Source organism: Microbacterium sp. MPKO10 (assembly GCF_026107415.2).
GTDB lineage: Bacteria > Actinomycetota > Actinomycetes > Actinomycetales > Microbacteriaceae > Paramicrobacterium.
Window position 1 is genome coordinate 201,686 of sequence record NZ_JAPCHX010000004.1, and the last position, 18,234, is coordinate 219,919.

The window sequence follows — 18,234 nt, forward strand, 5'->3', positions numbered from 1 at the left end:
ACCCTATTTGGTGCGGGGCGCACGCTCCACTCGCTCGCATGCCCACGCAAGCGCCGTCAGGCCCTCAGCGCGTTGGAATGCTCTGAGCGCTGGCATGAAGGGCGGAGCCGGCCGGCGTCCTTTGTCGAGAAAATGTCCGGCGAGTCCGGCGAGAACTGCGGTGATGTTCTCGACTGTGGCGTCAGCGAAGACCGGATGCTGCTCCAGCAGTGCGGCGGTATCGATACGCTCGCCGCGCATCCGTGCGTCGATCAGGTAGCCGAGGGCATCGAACCAGCCGCAGCCGATGCTCGCCCACGGCCAGTCGATGATGCGCACGGTGCCGTCCAGCTCGATGAGAATGTTGTCGTCTCTCGTGTCGACGTGCTGAAGCGACTCGCCTCGCAACGCCTCGGCCGCGCCGTCAGCACACTCAGCGAGAACCTCACGGTGCTGCTCGGCCCAGGGCGGCACGACGCCGCTCGGCGCATCGTCGAGGTGGTGCCAGCCCCGCATCGCCTCTGCCTCCGCCTCGGCGGACACCGGGAGACCGTGGTCATCGGTGAGCGGGGGCAGCGCGTGCAGAGCATCGAGCACGCGTACCGTGTCACCTGTGTGAGTGCCCGGATGGCGCCCCTCGATGTCTTCGACCACGAGAGCGAACCAGTCGGCGTCGTCCGCCGCGCCAATGAGCCGTGGAGCAACAGGGGCGAGGGGCAGCTCACGGAGGATCTCCGCTTCGCGACGATGCAGATCAACGGTGCCCGCATTCCGCCGGCGATCAGCCGCCTTGACGAAGGCCCGCCCGCCTGTCGATGTCGTCACGCGAGCAGCAACGCCTGTGGAGAAGCCTCGCGGCTGGCTTTCGGCCGAGACGACGTCGCCGATCAGAGCGCCGATACGCGTCGTGAGTGTCTCAGGCAGATCGGTCCAGAGCTGACGGGTCTGAGGTGTGGCGTCCATCGACGCATTCTACGAGAACCACGCACGCCAACATGACGTCATGTTTCAGCATCCCTTGGCCCGGGCCGCCCGGATGCGTACTCTCGGTGACAGATACCACTGGTCAAGCGACCCCACCCGACGACAGAGGAACATCATGACTGACGCACAGGCGAACTGGAAGTTCGAGACGATTCAGATTCACGCGGGGGCCGCTCCCGACCCCGTGACGAAGTCCCGCGCGACTCCGATCTACCAGACCACAAGCTACGTCTTCGACAACACGGAGCACGCGAAGAACCTCTTCGCCCTCGCCGAGTTCGGCAACATCTACACGCGCATCCAGAACCCGACGCAGGACGTCGTTGAGCAGCGCGTCGCAGCCCTCGAAGGCGGGACAGGGGCACTGTTGCTCGCGTCCGGCCAGGCCGCGTCAACGTTCTCGATCCTGAACATCGCCCAGGCGGGAGACCACGTCGTCTCGTCGTCATCGATCTACGGCGGAACGTACAACCTCTTCAAGTACACGCTCGCGAAGCTCGGCATCGAGGTGACGTTCGTCGAGGATCAGGACGACCTCGACGAGTGGCGCCGGGCCATCCGCCCCAACACGAAGGCGCTCTTCGCCGAGACCGTGGGCAACCCGCGCATCAACGTTCTCGACATTTCCGGTGTCGCAGACATCGCCCACAGCAACGACGTGCCGCTGATCGTCGACAACACGATTGCCACGCCGTACCTCATCCGCCCGCTCGACCACGGTGCCGACATCGTCGTGCACTCGGCCACGAAGTTCCTCGGCGGTCACGGCACCGTCATCGGCGGCGTCATCGTCGACGGCGGAAAGTTCGAATGGTCGAAGCACGTCGACAAGTTCCCCGGCCTCACCGAGCCGGACCCGTCGTACCACGGCGCGAGCTACACGACGGTTCTGGGCGACTCGATTGCCTACATCATCAAGGCGCGCGTGCAGCTGCTGCGCGACCTCGGTTCGGCCATCGCCCCGGCGAGCGCCTGGCAGCTCATCCAGGGCATCGAGACGCTCTCGCTGCGGATCGAGCGTCACGTGCAGAACGCGCAGGAGATCGCCGAGTGGCTTGAAGAGCACCCGGACATCGCGAGCGTCAACTACTCGGGTCTGCCGTCGAGCCCCTGGTATGAGAAGGCGAACACGTACGCACCGAAGGGCGTCGGCGCAGTTCTCTCGTTCGAGCTCAAGGGCGGCGTCGACGCGGGCCGTGCCTTCGTGAACAGCCTGCAGCTGTTCTCGCACCTGGCGAACATCGGCGATGTGCGCTCGCTCGTCATCCACCCGGCATCGACGACGCACTCGCAGCTCTCCCCCGAGCAGCAGCTCACCGCGGGCGTCACTCCCGGTCTGGTGCGCCTCTCCGTCGGCCTCGAAAACCTCGACGACCTCAAGGCAGACCTGCAGCAGGCATTCGACGCTGCGCGCGAGATCTCGCAGGCGACACGTTGACCTTCTGACGTGGTCACACGGCGGGGCGGATGCTGACAGCATCCGCCCCGCCGTCGTTGTTGACGAGTCGGTGCAAGAACCGTCGCGTAATAATGCCCGCTCATACCTCTCGTGACCGAGACAATGGCTGTATGGACTCCCAGCGACTCGACGACACCGTGCCGTGGAGCTTCATCACGGACGCAGACAGGCGCACGGTCATCGGCCGCCCACCGGCGACGGGCGCGTGGCGCGACGGCGACCCACCCGGAAGTCGCCTGTTTGCGGGCATTGGGGAGTTCACGTTCGAAGCAGGCGGACGAGTCCCGTTCGTGCGTCTCGCGTATGAGACCTGGGGAACGCTCAATGAGAACCGAGACAATGCGATCTTGATCCTCCACGCGCTCACCGGGGATTCGCATGTGCGCGGGCCAGCGGGTGCCGGTCACCCCACCGCGGGATGGTGGGAGGGCATTGTCGGCCCCGGAAAGGTGATCGATACCGATCGCTACTTCGTCGTGGCGCCGAACATGCTCGGCGGCTGCCAGGGGTCGACCGGGCCCGCCAGCTTCGCCCCGGACGGCACCGAGTGGGGATCCCGTTTCCCCTACACCACGATTCGCGATCAGGTCATCGCGCAGGCGCGCCTCGCGGATACCCTCCAGATCGACGCGTGGGCCGCCGTCGTCGGCGGCTCCATGGGCGGGATGCACGCTCTCGAGTGGGGGGCGTCGTTCCCGGAACGCGTGACACGGCTCGCCATCATCGCAGCACCGCCGGAGTCGACGGCGGATCAGATCGCTCAGAACACGGTGCAGATCGAGGCGGTCCGCACCGACCCTCACTTCAGCGGTGGCGCCTATTATGATGCGGCCGATGGGAATGGTCCGTATCGCGGGCTCGCGTTGGCACGGCGACTCGCGATGATCAACTACCGCAGCCCGCACGAGCTCAACGCTCGGTTCGCACGTTCCTGGCAGTCTGAAATCAGCCCACTCGGACGCGGCGGCCGTTTCGCCGTCGAGTCGTACATCGACTTCCACGGCAACAAGTTCACGCGGCGTTTCGATGCGAACAGCTACACCGTGCTCGTCGAGGCGATGAACTCGCACGATGTCGGCCGGGGGCGCGGTGGTGTCCAAGCAGCCTGCGCCCGCATCACGATGCCGACGCTCGTGCTCGGCATCGACAGCGACCGTCTGTTCCCCGTCGATGGCCAGGAGCTGATCGCCGCGCTGGCGCCCGGAAACATCGATGGCGACAGCCCGGCGGTCATTACCTCCGATTTCGGGCATGATGCGTTCCTCATCGAGAACGACCTCGTCTCGAGTCACGTGGCACGTCTCCTCAGCGTCTGACCAGGGAACCCATAAACTGAAGTCGCACTCGCGACGAGAGGCGAAGGGGTGAGGCGCATGGCCGTATGGCGTGAGATCGCCCCCTCGTCGCCGGGGAACCAGCAGCGCGAGTCGCTCGAGTATTTCGACACGCAACATGCCACGCTTGTCTCGACAACCGCGCTCGCGTTCAGTCTCATCGGTACGGCGATGTCGCTTTTCGCGATGCTGGTCCCCGGAACGATCGCCTCCGCGTGGGTTCCGATTGCCGTTGTCGCCCACCTGGGCCTCGCAGCGGCAGCGCTCTGGACGTGGCGTCGTCGTTCGGTGCTCACCCGCGGCTGCCTCGTCGGCGTCGGCGTCATGGTGCTGCTGATCATCACGGCTGCCGTCCCGCCACAGGGAATCAACTTCACGACGGGTGCCGCCCTCTGCGTCGTCGCAGGATGGAGCATCGGGTCACTCGCCGTTTCCTTCACCGCCAGCCGCGGGGGTGTACTCGCGATCGGCGCCGTCTTCATCACAACAGAGGCGATCTGTTATCTGCTTGCCGCCTCCATCGGACTCCCCGCGGGCAACGTCGCTGGACTCTTCGGGCTTGTCACCGTGCTCTGGCTGCTGTGTTTCGTCTTCGGCGTGTGGCTCGTCAGCAGCCGCGCTCGCGTGATCAGGCGCATCATGAGCATCGGGCGCGCACACAACATTGAACGCCGGGCAAGCGAGACAGAGGCCGCGCGCCTTCGAGATGCGCGGCTGCTCCACGATACGGCGCTCGCCACACTGTCGCTCCTCGCGCATTCCGGAGTGGGCGTGGATGCGGAGACGCTGCGGGCCCAGGCGGCAAGCGACAAAGAGCTGTTGGCGCGTCTGCGCCGGGGCGAGAGTCCCTCCCCTCGAGCATCCGGTCAGTACACGCTGACGAATACGGCCGAACTTCAGCTGGGAGAAACCCTCGAATCAGTGAAGAGTCGATTCAACGGCACCGAACTCTCAGTCATCTGGCACGGATCGGGGCAGCTGGGGCTTGAGCATACGAAGCTCGATGCTTTTATGCATGCCCTGACCGAGTGCATCGAGAACGTTCGTCGTCACGCACACGTACCCGACGCGCACGTGACGCTCAGCGACGACGGTGTCGTCGTTCGCGGTGTCGTCACCGATGCCGGTACCGGTTTTGACCCGACGCAGATTCCCGACCAGCACATGGGATTCCGCCAGTCCGTCGTCGCGCGTATCGAGGAGATCGGCGGCACAGTTCGTGTCTTCTCCTCCCCCGGCGCGGGAACAACGGTCGTGCTGGAGGTGACAAAGTGACGCTCCCCGAGCCCAGCGGCTCAGATCGCGCACGCCTCGCCGGACTGCGCGCCACGTCACAGGCCGCCCTCGGCACGGCACGGCTCGGAGTCGGTCCGGGGTTCGCCGGTGCCGTCATCGTGGTCTACTCGTTTGTTCGATTCATCAGCAACGCGGTCGCCTACCCGAACCTCGCTGTGAACATCGCCGTCTGGGGCATATTCGCCGCCACGCTCGCTGCAGCGATCTGGCATGTTCGGCGCACCGGATATCACCTCACCGCCCGCGCATTCTGGATCATCTCCCTTCCGCTGGCAGTCGTTGCCATCGTCAACGTCTCAGCCGTCTGGGGCGAGACGGAGTCCGGTATATTTCCCACCGCCGCGTGCGCGATCGGCGGAGCACTCATCGGGGCCCTGTCGCTGCGACCGATTCGAGAAGTCGTGATCTGCACGGCGGTGCTCGCCGTCATACTCATCACGGCAATCGTCTCCAGCGACCACGATCGCGCCGTCTCGCTCGGTGCCGAGCTGGTGATGTTTGCTGTCGCGATCGTTCCCCCGCTCGTCGGCTGTCTCGCAATGAACATGTACCGGTCAATCAGCCGCAAGGCGCTCGACCGGGTCATGATCCAGAGCACGGTTACGGCTCCGGCGTTCGGCCCCGAGCTGATGGTCTCAGAGCGTCTTGCCTCCGTCGATCATGAAATCGAGGTGATCTTCGACAAGGTCTCATCGGGCGAACTCGAGCTTCCGTTGTCGAGCGACGTCGCCGAGCACGCCGCCGACTTGGCCACGGAGCTGCGCACCTACTTAGTGTCCGGCAGGCAGAACACTTGGCTGCAGCACGCTGTCATGGAATCCGGCGTCCTGCGCGGCACGCTCGAACTCACCGATCCGAACGCGACAGCCGCTCTGCTTCCTGCCGCTCAGCGCGAAGGGCTGCTCTCGTCGCTGTGGCTTCTCGCGCTCTCGTCTGAGGGCCCGGCGCTTCGAACGCGGGTCACGATCGGTGACATCTACACTGTTCAACGCGAGACGGGGCCGGAGAACCGGTGTCATATTGAGATCATCGTCGATGATCTCAAACGCAGTCGTGTCGAGCCTGCCGCGTGGGCCGCCCTGCGGAGTGTCGGTGCCGTGGTCGATACTCAGACTCCACGGGGGATGCGTTTTGCCCTCGAATGTTCAACCAGCGCCGCACAGTGACTGTGGGCCGATAGACTGCGAGAGCAGAGAGGACACGTCATGACCCCCATCAAGATTCGCGTGGCGATCGTCGACGATCACCGCATGATTCTGAGTGCTTTCACACAGTGGATCACGGACAGTGCCGATGATATCGAGGTCATCACCGCAGTTCCCACCTGGCCTGAATTGCTCACGCACCCTCAGTTTCCCGTCGATGTCGTGCTTCTCGACCTCGATCTCAAAGACAACATCCCAGTGTCGCTCAAGCTCTCGACGCTCAAGACTACGGGTTCTCAAACCGTTGTCATGAGCGCCTACTCTGATCCAGGTGTTGTGCGCGAGGCGCTTGCTGCGGGCGCAGTCGGCTACCTGGTCAAGAGCGAGCCTGCTTCGGCGATGGTTGAGGCGATTCGTTGCGCCCAACGCGGCGAATCGTATATCTCGGCAGAGTTGGATGCCGCGCTCGGGCGTTCTCCCTCGGCATCACCTCGTCTCAGCGCACAGGAGCGCCGCGTGATGGCGCTTTACGCCGCCGGAGACCCGGTGAAGTCGGTGGCGTACGAGCTCAGCATCTCAGAAGAGACCGCGAAGTCGTACCTCAAGCGCATCCGCGAGAAATATCGCAGCAAGGGAATCGACGTCGGAACGAAGGTGGCCCTACGCAAGCGGGCAATTATCGACGGGATCATCGTCAACTGATCTGTCCGCCATCGCCAAGCATCTCTGATTCTCGCATGGCACCCCGTCGCCACAAGACACTATGAGGCGTCGTCGATCGCCGTCTCAAGACGCTCGACCTTACCGGTGAGCTCTCCGCTGTAGCCCGGGCGAATGTCTGCCTTGAGTACGAGTGACAGGCGTGAGCCAAACGGCGCTACTGCCTCCGTGGCGCGGCGAACAACGTCGAAGACCTCGTCCCACTCCCCTTCGATCGTCGTGAACATTGCGTCTGTGTTGTTCGGCAGACCGGACTCGCGCACGATCGTGACGGCGGCGGCGACGGCGTCGTGAACTGACGCGTCCTCGCGACCGGTTCCGCTGGGTGCGACGGAAAAAGCGACAAGCATGTGATTACCTCCCCCGTCAGTGTCTCACCGATTGCTCAGGCAGAAAATGCCGAGGCGTTCTCGTGCCGCAGCGCCGCGGATCCTGCCTGCCACGTTCTCGTCACCGCCCAGCCCAACACGATCACTGTTCCGATATTGCGCGCTGTCAGCACGATGACCATCGGCAGCCAGGTTTCGAGAAGCAGCGAGTACAGGTACGGATACACGATCTGCGTCAACGCGCAGAGCGCAAGAACGACGATGGCCGGCGGGGCGAAATCACCGCCTTGAATCAGGATCCCTGCGATCACGGGCACGACTAGCCACACCATGAACTGCGGGGAGCCGACTTTGTTGAAGACAATCAGCGTCGAGACGAGCGCGAGCATAAGAGGAGGAAGAACGGATGCCGTCGCGGCGCCGGCGCGGACGGCGCGCACACCGATCAGAACGACTGCGGCAACGCCGATGATCAGAAGCGGCGTCGCGATGGCAATCGCGGTGTCGATATTGGTGCCCGTCACCTGGAACGTGAGAATATCGCGGTCGTAGTAGACGAAGGATCCGGGAACGCCAAGCGCTGCCTGCCACAGGTAAGGGGCGGCGATCGGCGCTTCAATCTGAAGGCCTCTGCCGGTCTGCTCTGTGAGAAAGCCGGCAACGTGCCATCCGGAGCCGAGCGCGAGAGAACCGCCGACGACGGCGATGGTCACAGTCACACCCGCCATCACGACGCGCCATCGTGTGCGCAGTACGATCACGAGCGCGGCGATGAGAGCAGCAGGCCAGATCTTCATCCAGGTCGCGATGGCGAGGACCGCTCCGGCAATCGCGGGCCTGTGCAGCGCCAGCAACATCGCGAGAATCGCGAGAGGTACCGTGATCGCATCCACACGTGCGAGAGAGATCGGCCCGAGACAGACAAGCGCCCCGATCCACCACCATCCCGCCGTCTGGCGTTTCCTGCCCCCGCGGATCAACACAGCGAAGGCGATGACGTCGAGGATGCTGACGATGACGAGCCAGGCGAGACCGAAGTGCTCAAACCCGGCGACAGACGCGGCGAGCATGGGTACGATCGCCAGAATCGGATACACCCAGTCTTGATCGATTCCGACGATGAACTGCTCGTTCAGCGCCTGCCCAACCCACGGCTTGTACACGAGGGTGACGTCACCGAGCGGAAGTCCCGGGGCGTTGAGGCAGAGCCAGATCAGCCAGCCATGGGCGGCGAGGAACGCCAGCCACAGCATCGTCCGGTTTCTCACCCGTTCATCATATGAGCCGATTCGAGCACGGAACGCACCGCTGCGGGCAGAGCCTCAGCGACATCGAGCGCCGCGATCGGTCCGCCCTGCGAAGCGATGCGTGCTGCACGATCGTGAAGGAGCGCTGCCGTCGCCGCCGACGCCAGTCCCCGATCATCGCTGTCATCCGCGGTCGCGAGAAGCGCCCCGAGGATCCCTCCCAGCACATCGCCCGACCCAGCGGTCGCCAGCCACGGTGTCGCCTCGGGAACGCGCACACGGGTGCCGTCCGCCGACACGATGTGTGTCGTGTTGCCCTTCAGCAGCACGGTCACGCCGAGCTCGTCAGCGGCTGCGACCGCCCACGTCTGCGGTTCACGGCGCACGTCCTCGACGGAGACATCGCGGCCAAAGACGCTGAGCAGCCGTGACAGCTCGCCGGCGTGCGGCGTGATGACGAGGCTCGATCTGTCGCGAGCCGACCGCAGATCGGGAAGCGCTCCAGCGTCGAGCACGGCGGGCAGCCCGGAGTCGAGAGCATCCGTGATGAGTGCTGCCGCGTCGGCGCGCGCCTCGTCATCCACACCGGAGCCGATCAACCAGGCCTGAACACGGCCGGCCGCGGTCACGACCTCTGGACGGCGTCGGAGCACCTCGGTCGAGGCCGCGCGCTCTCCGAGATAGCGCACCATACCCACCCCCGTGCGCATCGCGGCCTCGACGCCCAGAACCGCGGCACCGGGGAAGGTCGCCGATCCCGTCACCACCCCAAGGACTCCCCGTGAGTACTTGTCATCGTCGCGTGACGGAATGCGGATCCGCGCTGCCGCGTCAGCGTCCGTCCATGTTGTCCACGTCATACATCCCCACGATAGATTGATTGCGTGCTCACCGCTCAGAATCCACCGTCCCTCTTCGATCCGCTGACTCTTGGGTCGCTGGCCATCCGCAATCGCGTGTGGTTGTCGCCAATGTGTCAGTATTCGTGCCCCGGCCGCGACGGCATGCCGAACAACTGGCATTTCACGCACCTCACCGGGTTTGCCGCGGGCGGGTTCGGGCTGGTCATGACGGAGGCGACAGCGGTCAGCCCCGAAGGACGCATCTCTGACCGCGATACGGGCATCTGGTCGGACGAGCAGGCAGATGCCTGGGCGCAGGTCGTCAGCGGCATCCATGAGCGCGGTGCGGCAGCAGGCATCCAGCTCGCACACGCGGGTCGCAAGGCGTCAACGTACTCGCCCTGGGGCGAGGACACCTCGGGCTCCATTCCCGCCTCCGCGGGCGGCTGGCAGACGGTGGCGCCGTCTCCGATCGCATTCGGGGACCTTCGGCCGCCGCAACAGCTCGAAGCACACGACATCGATCGCATTGTCGATGAGTTCGTGGATGCTGCGACTCGTTCAGTCGCTGCCGGGTTCGATGTTGTCGAGATCCACGCGGCCCACGGCTACCTGTTGCATCAGTTCCTCTCGCCCGCGTCGAATACTCGCACTGATGAGTACGGCGGGAGCCTGGCCAATCGTGCGCGCCTCGTGATCCGGGTCATCGAGGCCGTGCGCGCGGTGATCGGCCGGGCGACGCTGATGGTCCGCCTCTCCGGAACTGACTGGTCAACAGCTGAGGGCGATCGCTGGGACATCGATGCCTGCGAGACCGTCGCGGCCCTCGCCGAAGCAGCGGGCGCAGACGGCTTCGACATCTCGAGCGGTGGGATTCTCGAGCATCCGGCTATCCCTCTCGGACCCGGTTACCAAGTGTCCCTGGCCGCCCGCGTTCGCACCGCGGTCTCGGTTCCCGTCACCGCTGTCGGCCTGATCGACGACGCCGATTTCGCGCAGCAGATTCTCACCGAGGGCAAGGCGGATGCTGTCATGCTCGGCCGTTCAGCGCTGCGCAACCCACAGCGTGCGAACGCGTGGGCTGCGGAGCGCGGTGCGGGCACGGCGTTCGTCCCCGGCCAGTACGAGCGCGCCTACTGACGCTGCGTGGCGTCTTCGACGGTGCCCACGAGCTCCTCGATGATGTCCTCGAGGAAGAGCACGCCAGTCGTGTTACCGTCGCGGTCGAACGCCTGTGCCAGGTGTGCGCCAGACAGGCGCATGCTCGTGAGGGCATCCTCCAGATCCGTGCCGTCGAACAGCGAGACCAGCTGCCGGATGCGCTTGCCCGGGATCGGCTGATCATCACTGTCGGCGTCGTTGGAGTCGCGCAGTACGTCCTTCAGGTGAATGTACCCAGACGGCATCCCCTTGTCGTCAACGATCACGTACCGTGAGAAACCGCGCTTCGCGATGGCGCGCTGAATCTGGGCCGGTGTCGCCTCCGAGGTGAGCGTGACGAGGTCTTCCAACGGAATCGCGACGTCGCGCACTTTCTTGTTCGTGAACTCGAACGCCGCCCCCAGCGTCCCTGTCGCATCGGTGAGCACGCCTTCGCGTTGAGACTGCGACACGATCGTCGCGACCTCGTCGAGCGTGAACGTGGAGTTCGCCTCGTCCTTCGGCTCGACCCGGAAAAGTCTGAGCACCAGGTTCGCGCTGCCGTTGAGAAAGACGATCACCGGCTTGAAAACGCGGCCGATCCACACCAGCGGGCGGGCGAGGAGCAGCACGGCGGTGTCCGGCTTTGAGAACGAGATGTTCTTCGGCACCATCTCGCCGAACACGACGTGCAGATACGAGACGAGAAGCAGCGTGATCACAAACGCGATCGTGTCGACGGCTTCGACGGGCAGCCCCGTCAGCCCCAGCGGACCGGCGAGAAGATGATGGATCGCCGGTTCCGACACGTTGAGGATCATCAGCGAGCACGCTGTGATGCCCAGCTGCGTGGTCGCGAGCATGAGCGTGGCATGCTCCATGGCCCACAGCGCCACCTTCGCACTGCTCTTGCCTTTCTCGGCCAGCGGCTCGATCTGCGATCGACGTGCCGAGATGACGGCGAATTCTGCGCCGACGAAGAACGCGTTGCCCAGCAGCAGGAGGACGAGCCAGACGATTCCGAGCCAATCAGCCATGGGACACCTCCTCGCCCCGCGTGAAGCGGACTCTGTCGATGCGGCGTCCATCCATTCGCGTGACCCGCAGGACACCTTCGCTGATCTCGACCTCGTCACCGATCTCGGGCAGCCTGCCCAGCTCGCTCACGATGTACCCGGCGACCGTCTCATACGGGCCCTCATCAGAGATCTGGACGCCCGTGCGATCGCGCAGCTCGTCCGGGCGCAGACTTCCAGAAAACACCACGCCCGAGGCCGTGCGCACGACACCGGCACGGGTGCGGTCATGTTCATCTGTGACCTCGCCCACGATCTCCTCGACGAGGTCCTCCAGCGTCGCAACGCCTGCGGTTCCCCCGTATTCGTCGACGACGACGGCCATCTGATAGCCGTGTCGACGCAGTCGCGGAATGAGAGAGTCGAGGCGCATCGTCTCGGGGACGCGCACGATCTCTGACTGCAGCGCCGAGACAGGCACGTCGTCCCTGCGGTCTTTGGGGACGGCAACGGCCTTCTTCACGTGTACGAGACCGACGATGTCGTCGATGTCCTCATCCGTGACGGGAAAACGCGAGAATCCGGTGGCCCGGGTCAGGTCGATGACGCGTTGCGCGGAGTCCGTGCGGCTGACAGCGTCCACCTGCGGGCGCGGCGTCATGACATCGGATGCTGTCCGATCAGAGAACTTCAGCGTGCGATCGAGCAGGGTCGCTGTGTCGCGCTCCAGTGTGCCCGCACCGGCGCTGCGGCGCACGAGGCTGGAGAGCTCCTCGGCCGACCGTGCACCGGAGAGCTCTTCCTTGGGGTCGATGCCCATGGTGTGCAGAATCGAATTCGCGCTGCCGTTCAGCAGCAGGACGGCTGGTTTGAACACCGCGGTGAAGACCACCTGGAACGGAACCGCGATCTTCGCCGTGCCACGCGGCACCGCCAGGGCGAAGTTCTTCGGCACGAGCTCCCCGATGATCATCGACAGGAGCGTCGCGATCACGACGGCGGCTACCGTTGCGATGGGTCTCACGACAGCCTCCGGTGCACCCCACCCCACGATGGGGCCCGTGATGAGCGACGTGAACGCCGGTTCAAGCGTGTAGCCAGTGAGAAGCGTCGTCAGCGTGATGCCGAGCTGGGCACTCGACAGATGCGTCGACGTGACTTTCAACGCGGCGATCGTCATCGACAGACGCGATTCACCGCGATCACGGCGCGCTTCAAGATCGGCGCGATCAAGGTTGACGAGAGCGAACTCGCTTGCGACGAAAAGACCAGTTCCAACCGTCAGCACAAGGCCGATCGCGAGAAGGATGAGGTCAGGCACGGGCAGCCTCCTTCAGGAGGCTGGGTCTGTGAGAGTCCGATGCAGAAGCCGGTGGAGGGTCATCCATAGCGATCAGTATACGGCCAGCGAGTCCTCCGCTGGCTGACAGATCACCATGAGACCGGGAGTGCTTTCCCCTCTTCATAGCCCGCTGCGGACTGGACCCCGACGATGGCGCGGTCGTGGAACTCAGCAACGCTGCGCGCGCCCGCGTAGGTGAACGAGGACCGCAGACCAGAGGTGATCATGTCGAGAAGGTCCTCAATCGACGGCCGCTCAGGGTCGAGGTAGATCTTCGAGGACGAGATGCCCTCGGCAAACAGCATCTTCCGTGCGAGATCGTAGGGGTCGAGACGTCCGAACCGCTCCTGAACGGCCTTTGTCGAGGCCATCCCCCAGCTCTCTTTGTAGAGGCGCCCGTCAGCGTCGCTTTTGAGCGTTCCCGGCCCCTCGATTGTTCCCGCGAACCACGATCCAACCATGACGCTTGCGGCGCCGGCCGAGAGCGCGAGAGCGACGTCGCGCGGGTATCGGATGCCGCCGTCCGCCCAGACGTGCGCACCCTGTTCTTCCGCCTCTGCCGCCGTCTCGAGCACGGCTGAGAACTGCGGGCGCCCGACCGCCGTCATCATCCGGGTCGTGCACATCGCCCCGGGCCCCACGCCGACCTTGATGATCGACGCGCCCGCGTCCACGAGATCGGCGACGCCGACGGCAGTCACGACGTTCCCCGCCACGATCGGGATTCCCAGGTTCAACTGCGAGACCGCCCGCAGCGCGCCAATCATCCCCTCCTGATGCCCGTGGGCGGTGTCGACAACGAGTACGTCGACGCCGGCCGCCGCCAGCGCTCTGGCTTTCGACTGCACATCGCCGTTGATCCCGACCGCAGCGGCGACCGCCAAGCGGCCATCCGAGTCAATGGCCGGCCCGTACAAAGTCGACCGCAAAGCGCTTCGCTGGCTCAGAACGCCCGCAAGCTTTCCACGACGCAGAACGGCGGAAAAACTCATGGAGGCGTCGGCCATCAAATCAAAGGCCTGTCGACCGGTCTGAATGTCGTCAGCTTCGATCGACGCCTGCGAGCCTCTCAGCAGGTCCCCGAGACGTGCGTCGGGCAGTGCCGTGGCGAGGCGCTGAGCAGGGATGCTGCCCGCGTAGTCGTCGCCGTCCATGATCACGACGCCGTGTCCCTCGGCCGCCGGGATCTCGGCGAGTACGTCGGCGACCGTCGCCTGCGGGCCGAAGACAATCGGCGTGTCCCACAGCACGGGCTGGTCTTTCACCCAGCGAATCGCGGCATCCAGGTCCTGCAGCGGCATGTCCTGTGGCAGCACGCCGAGGCCGCCGCGACGAGCGAGGGATGCTGCGAGCCGCGGACCCGTCACCGAGTTCATGTTCGCCGACACCAGAGGGACCGTCGCCGGTGTGCCATCGTTCGGCGCGAGCGACACATCGAGTCGGCTGACGACGTCCGAACGTGAGGGAACAAGAAACACGTCCGAGTACGTCAGGTCGTGAGCCGGCACATCTCCGATGAATCGCATATCTCAAAGCTACTTGCCCTTCGCCCGCAATGCACGTCCTAGGACGTAGGCTTGGTTCTGAGCAATAGAAGAGGTTCCGCACGACCCTGGTGCGGTTCCCATGGTGGCGAACTTTTGACAGAGAAGGTGGGCGATCAACGGTGTCAGGCCAGTTGACCGGAGTCGGGGCCGAAGGCGGCGCTGCAGCAGATTTTGGGGCGAACGAATGGCTCGTCGATGAGATGTATGCGAAGTACCTCGCAGACAAGAACTCGGTCGACAAGTCCTGGTGGCCCATCCTGGAGAACTACCACCCCGTGAGCGGCGATCTCCCAGACAGTGGCGGTCAGCCTGTGACCACGCCGACGCCGGTCTCCGGCAGTCGCCCGGTGGCCCGCACGACGAGCCTTCAGCCGAAGTCCCGGCCGATCCCCGCCGACGCGCCGCAGAGCTCGCCAGACAAGTCGTCGCCGAAGACGTCGGAAGACAAGGACGAGCCGCAGGATTCGGTCACACCGCTGCGCGGGATGACCAAGGCCCTCGCCGCGAACATGGACCTCAGCCTGACTGTTCCGACGGCCACGAGCGTGCGGACCATCCCCGCGAAGTTGATGATCGACAACCGAATTGTCATCAACAACCACCTCAAGCGAGCACGCGGCGGCAAGGTCAGCTTCACCCACCTCATCGGTTGGGCACTCATTCAGGCGCTGAAAGACTTTCCGAGCCAGAACGTCTACTACGACGTCGTGAACGACAAACCGAGCGTGGTCGCCCCCGCCCACATCGGACTCGGGATCGCCATCGACCTGCCGAAGCCAGACGGCTCGCGAGCGCTCATGGTTCCGGCCATCAAGAATGCCGAATCGCTCACGTTCGGCGAGTACCTGGCCGCCTATGAGGACCTCGTCACGCGGGCCCGCGCGAACAAGCTCACGGCCGACGATTTCAAGGGCGCGAGCGTCTCGCTCACCAACCCGGGTGGAATCGGAACCGTGCACTCGGTTCCGCGGCTCATGAAGGGTCAGGGATGCATCATCGGGGCCGGTGCGCTCGAATATCCGGCCGAGTTCCAGGGTGCCTCCGAGAAGACGATCGTCGAGCTCGGCATCGGGAAGACAATCACTCTGACATCCACCTATGACCACCGGGTCATTCAGGGGGCCGGCTCTGGTGAGTTCCTCAAGAAGGTGCACGAGCTGCTGATCGGTCAGCGCGACTTCTACGAGGACATCTTCGCCGCGCTGCGCATCCCCTATGACCCCATTCACTGGGCACCGGACATCGCTGTTGACCTCAGCGACACCGTCAATAAGACGGCGCGCGTGCAAGAGCTCATTAATTCGTTCCGCGTGCGTGGTCACCTGATGGCCGACGTCGATCCGCTCGAATACGTGCAACGCGCCCACCCCGATCTCGACATCGCGTCTCACGGCTTGACCTTCTGGGATCTGGACCGCGAGTTCGTCACGGGAACGTTCACAGACAAACGCCAGATGAAGCTCCGGGACATCCTCGGCGTCCTGCGCGACTCGTACTGCCGCACCATCGGGCTCGAGTACATGCACATTCAGGATCCGGCACAGAGATCGTGGATCCAGGGCAAGGTCGAGCGGCCCTATGCCAAGCCCACGCACGATGAGCAGATGCGGATCCTCGGCAAGCTCAACGAGGCGGAAGCATTTGAGACGTTCCTGCAGACCAAGTATGTCGGGCAGAAGCGCTTCAGCCTTGAGGGCGGCGAGTCGACGATCGCGCTGCTGGATGCGATTCTTCAAGAGGCGACCGAACGCGGTCTCGACGGAGCGGCGATCGGCATGGCCCACCGTGGCCGGCTCAACGTGCTCACGAACATTGCAGGCAAGACATACGGCCAGATTTTCCAGGAGTTCGAAGGGCACCAGGACTCCAAGAACCAGGGTTCAGGCGACGTCAAGTACCACCTCGGCACCGAAGGCACATTCCGGGCGCTCGACGGAAGCGAGCTGCCGCTCTACCTCGCGGCGAACCCATCGCACCTTGAAGCCGTCGACGGCGTGCTCGAGGGCATCGTTCGTGCCAAGCACGATCGTCAGCCGATCGCCACGTTCCGCACGCTGCCGATCCTGATTCACGGTGACGCAGCCATGGCCGGACAGGGCGTGGTTCTCGAGACCATGCAGCTGTCGCAGCTGCGCGGGTACCGCACCGGCGGCTCCATCCACGTGGTTGTCAACAACCAGGTGGGCTTCACGACGACACCGGGCGAGGGCCGTTCGTCTGTCTACGCCACTGATGTCGCCAAGACGATCCAGGCTCCCGTCTGGCACGTGAACGGTGACGACCCCGAGGCCGTCACTCGCGTCGCTCAGCTGGCATTCCAGTTCCAGCAGGAGTTCCGCAAGGACGTCGTCATCGACCTGGTCTGCTACCGCAGGCGCGGTCACAACGAGGGCGACGACCCCTCGATGACGCAGCCGCTCATGTACAACCTCATCGAGGCGAAGCGCTCCGTGCGCAAGCTGTACACCGAGGCGCTCGTCGGACGCGGCGACATCACGCAGGAAGAGTACGAGTCGGCGCACAACGACTTCCAGGACCGCCTCGAGCGGGCGTTCATGGAGACGCACGCCGCACAGACGAGCTCGACACCGGTGATCCTGCCTGACACCGATGAGGACGGCTACACGGGCGAGCCAGAGACCACGGGCGTCGATGTCGAGGTCATCCACGAGATCGGCGACGCGTTCACCAACAAACCATCCGGCTTCACCGTGCACAAGAAGCTCCAGCAGCTTCTCGACAAGCGTGTCGACATGAGCCGCAACGGCGGCATCGACTGGGCGTTCGGCGAGCTCCTTGCCTTCGGTTCGCTTGTGCTCGAGGGAACCCCGGTCCGCATGAGCGGGCAGGACTCCCGGCGCGGCACCTTTGTACAGCGCCATGCCGTCCTGCACGATCGCGAGAACGGCCAGGAGTGGCTGCCGCTGACTAACGTCTCGGAAGGCCAGGCTCGATTCTGGATCTACGACTCGCTGCTCTCTGAGTACGCGGCGATGGGCTTCGAATACGGCTATTCCGTCGAGCGCCCCGATGCGCTCGTCCTCTGGGAGGCCCAGTTCGGCGACTTCGCCAATGGCGCGCAGACCATCATCGACGAGTTCGTCGCCTCGGCCGAGCAGAAGTGGGGGCAGCGCTCGAGTGTTGTCCTCCTTCTGCCCCACGGCTACGAAGGCGCCGGGCCCGACCATTCGTCGGCCCGCATCGAGCGGTTCCTGCAGCTCTGTGCGGAGAACAATATGACCGTCGCGCGGCCGTCCACGCCCGCGTCGTACTTCCATCTGCTCCGCAGGCAGGCGTACGCGCGTCCTCGCCGGCCCCTGATCGTCTTCACGCCGAAGGCCATGCTCCGCATGAAGGGGGCGACAAGCGACGTCGAGGCGTTCACCACCGGCCGGTTCCAGCCGGTCATCGACGACAACACCGTGACCGAGAAGACCGAGGTGAAGCGCGTCATCCTTCACGCGGGCAAGATCCACTGGGATCTCCGCAGCGAACTCACGAAGAACCCCGACCCGCGGATCGCCCTCGTGCGTGTCGAACAGTACTACCCGGTTCCCGGAAGTGAACTGCGCGAGGTTCTCTCGCAGTACCCCGGCGCCGAGCTCGTCTGGGTTCAGGAAGAGCCCGAGAATCAGGGCGCTTGGCCGTTTATCTCCCTCGAGCTGGCCAAGCACCTGTCGAACGACAAGATCACGGGAATCACGCGCCCGTCTGCGGCATCGCCAGCGACCGGATCGGCGAAGCGCCACGCGGCCGAGCACACCAAGCTCATCGAGCGCGCGCTCTCGATCTGACGCGTATGAGACACAGCGGTCGATGCCCCGGCATCGACCGCTGTGTCATTCCTGCCGTGG

14 protein-coding genes are annotated in these 18,234 nt (G+C 64.6%); 7 read left to right on the plus strand and 7 right to left on the minus strand.

What is annotated here, in order from left to right; translation table 11 throughout:
* Positions 1-3: 3 nt before the first annotated feature.
* The gene (locus OK352_RS09135) at positions 4-942 is read right to left on the minus strand and encodes a phosphotransferase family protein (protein ID WP_265141163.1); all 939 of its coding nucleotides are present in this window, start codon (positions 940-942) and stop codon (positions 4-6) included.
* Between the two features lie 136 nt (positions 943-1,078).
* On the opposite strand from OK352_RS09135, the gene OK352_RS09140 reads away from it, so the two are divergent.
* The 5 genes from OK352_RS09140 (at position 1,079) to OK352_RS09160 (ending at position 6,899) form a co-directional block, all read left to right on the plus strand.
* Complete coding sequence (locus OK352_RS09140) at positions 1,079-2,401, plus strand: bifunctional o-acetylhomoserine/o-acetylserine sulfhydrylase (protein WP_265141164.1); 1,323 nt, start codon at positions 1,079-1,081, stop codon at positions 2,399-2,401.
* Between the two features lie 131 nt (positions 2,402-2,532).
* Positions 2,533-3,738 carry a homoserine O-acetyltransferase MetX gene (locus OK352_RS09145; protein WP_265141165.1) on the plus strand — a complete coding sequence of 402 codons (1,206 nt, stop codon included), beginning with the start codon at positions 2,533-2,535 and terminating at the stop codon, positions 3,736-3,738.
* Positions 3,739-3,795: 57 nt separating this feature from the next.
* The gene (locus OK352_RS09150) at positions 3,796-5,031 is read left to right on the plus strand and encodes a sensor histidine kinase (protein WP_265141166.1); all 1,236 of its coding nucleotides are present in this window, start codon (positions 3,796-3,798) and stop codon (positions 5,029-5,031) included.
* Complete coding sequence (locus tag OK352_RS09155) at positions 5,028-6,218, plus strand: hypothetical protein (protein ID WP_265141167.1); 1,191 nt, start codon at positions 5,028-5,030, stop codon at positions 6,216-6,218. Before OK352_RS09150 ends, OK352_RS09155 begins: the two co-directional genes overlap by 4 nt.
* Positions 6,219-6,257: 39 nt before the next feature.
* On the plus strand, positions 6,258-6,899 hold the full coding sequence (locus tag OK352_RS09160) for a response regulator transcription factor (protein WP_265141168.1): 642 nt from the start codon (positions 6,258-6,260) through the stop codon (positions 6,897-6,899).
* Between the two features lie 59 nt (positions 6,900-6,958).
* On the opposite strand, the gene OK352_RS09165 is transcribed toward OK352_RS09160, so the two are convergent.
* The 3 genes from OK352_RS09165 to OK352_RS09175 are packed head-to-tail and all read right to left on the minus strand — an operon-like array spanning position 6,959 to position 9,353.
* On the minus strand, positions 6,959-7,267 hold the full coding sequence (locus OK352_RS09165; RefSeq protein WP_265141169.1) for a thiamine-binding protein: 309 nt from the start codon (positions 7,265-7,267) through the stop codon (positions 6,959-6,961).
* A 35-nt stretch (positions 7,268-7,302) separates the two neighbouring features.
* Positions 7,303-8,514 (minus strand): glycosyltransferase 87 family protein, encoded by a 1,212-nt coding sequence (locus OK352_RS09170; protein WP_265141170.1) that lies wholly within the window; start codon positions 8,512-8,514, stop codon positions 7,303-7,305.
* Positions 8,511-9,353: an ADP-dependent NAD(P)H-hydrate dehydratase gene (locus OK352_RS09175; RefSeq protein ID WP_265141171.1), complete on the minus strand. Its 843-nt coding sequence runs from the start codon at positions 9,351-9,353 to the stop codon at positions 8,511-8,513. Before OK352_RS09175 ends, OK352_RS09170 begins: the two co-directional genes overlap by 4 nt.
* A 24-nt stretch (positions 9,354-9,377) precedes the next feature.
* Here OK352_RS09175 and OK352_RS09180 point away from each other — a divergent pair, with 24 nt between their 5' ends.
* A complete protein-coding gene (locus OK352_RS09180; RefSeq protein ID WP_265141172.1) occupies positions 9,378-10,475 on the plus strand; it encodes an NADH:flavin oxidoreductase/NADH oxidase in 1,098 nt (365 codons plus the stop codon).
* On the opposite strand, the gene OK352_RS09185 is transcribed toward OK352_RS09180, so the two are convergent.
* From OK352_RS09185 to OK352_RS09195, 3 genes are all read right to left on the minus strand, one after another.
* Positions 10,469-11,512, minus strand: a complete 1,044-nt coding sequence (locus tag OK352_RS09185; RefSeq protein WP_265141173.1) for a hemolysin family protein — start codon at positions 11,510-11,512, stop codon at positions 10,469-10,471. The genes OK352_RS09180 and OK352_RS09185 overlap by 7 nt on opposite strands.
* The gene (locus tag OK352_RS09190; protein WP_265141174.1) at positions 11,505-12,812 is read right to left on the minus strand and encodes a hemolysin family protein; all 1,308 of its coding nucleotides are present in this window, start codon (positions 12,810-12,812) and stop codon (positions 11,505-11,507) included. Before OK352_RS09190 ends, OK352_RS09185 begins: the two co-directional genes overlap by 8 nt.
* 110 nt (positions 12,813-12,922) lie before the next feature.
* Positions 12,923-14,359, minus strand: coding sequence for a GMP reductase (locus OK352_RS09195; protein WP_265141175.1), 1,437 nt, complete (start codon positions 14,357-14,359; stop codon positions 12,923-12,925).
* 140 nt (positions 14,360-14,499) lie between these two features.
* Between OK352_RS09195 and OK352_RS09200 the strand changes: the two genes are divergently transcribed.
* Complete coding sequence (locus tag OK352_RS09200; protein ID WP_265141176.1) at positions 14,500-18,174, plus strand: multifunctional oxoglutarate decarboxylase/oxoglutarate dehydrogenase thiamine pyrophosphate-binding subunit/dihydrolipoyllysine-residue succinyltransferase subunit; 3,675 nt, start codon at positions 14,500-14,502, stop codon at positions 18,172-18,174.
* The last annotated feature ends 60 nt before the right edge of the window (positions 18,175-18,234 follow it).